Annotated in this window: 1 protein-coding gene; it reads left to right on the forward strand. The window is 67.0% G+C overall.

Going from position 1 to position 603, the window contains the following annotated elements; genetic code table 11:
- On the forward strand, positions 1-603 hold a 603-nt coding region (locus XI09_RS08430), incomplete at both ends, for a chemotaxis protein CheA (protein WP_271566428.1).

A 603-nucleotide genomic window follows, 5' to 3' on the forward strand; every position in this document is an offset into this window, starting at 1 on the left:
GAGCTGGTGCTGACCCGCAACCAGCTGCTGGAGATCAGCAGGCGCAACGAGGACACCGAGTTCAAGGTGCCGTTGCAGCGCCTGTCCAACGTCACCGCCGAGCTGCAGGAAGGCGTCATGAAGACGCGCATGCAGCCGATCGGCAATGCCTGGCAGAAGCTGCCCCGCATCGTCCGCGACCTGTCGAGCGAACTCGGCAAGCAGATCGAGCTGGAGATGCACGGCGCCGACACCGAGCTCGACCGCCAGGTGCTCGACCTGATCAAGGACCCGCTCACCCACATGGTGCGCAACTCCGCCGACCACGGCCTCGAGACCCCCGCCGAGCGGCTCGCTGCCGGCAAGGGCGAGCAGGGCACCATCCGCCTGTCCGCCTATCACGAGGGCGGCCACATCATCATCTGCATCGCCGACAACGGCCGCGGCCTCAACACCGAGAGGATCAAGGCCAAGGCGATCTCCTCCGGTCTCGTCACCGAGGCCGAGCTCGAGAAGATGAGCGAAGCCCAGATCCACAAGTTCATCTTCGCGCCGGGCTTCTCCACCGCGGCCGCCATCACCTCGGTGTCGGGGCGCGGCGTCGGCATGGACGTGGTGCGCACC

Source organism: Bradyrhizobium sp. CCBAU 11386, assembly GCF_028128955.1.
In the GTDB taxonomy this organism is placed as follows: domain Bacteria; phylum Pseudomonadota; class Alphaproteobacteria; order Rhizobiales; family Xanthobacteraceae; genus Bradyrhizobium.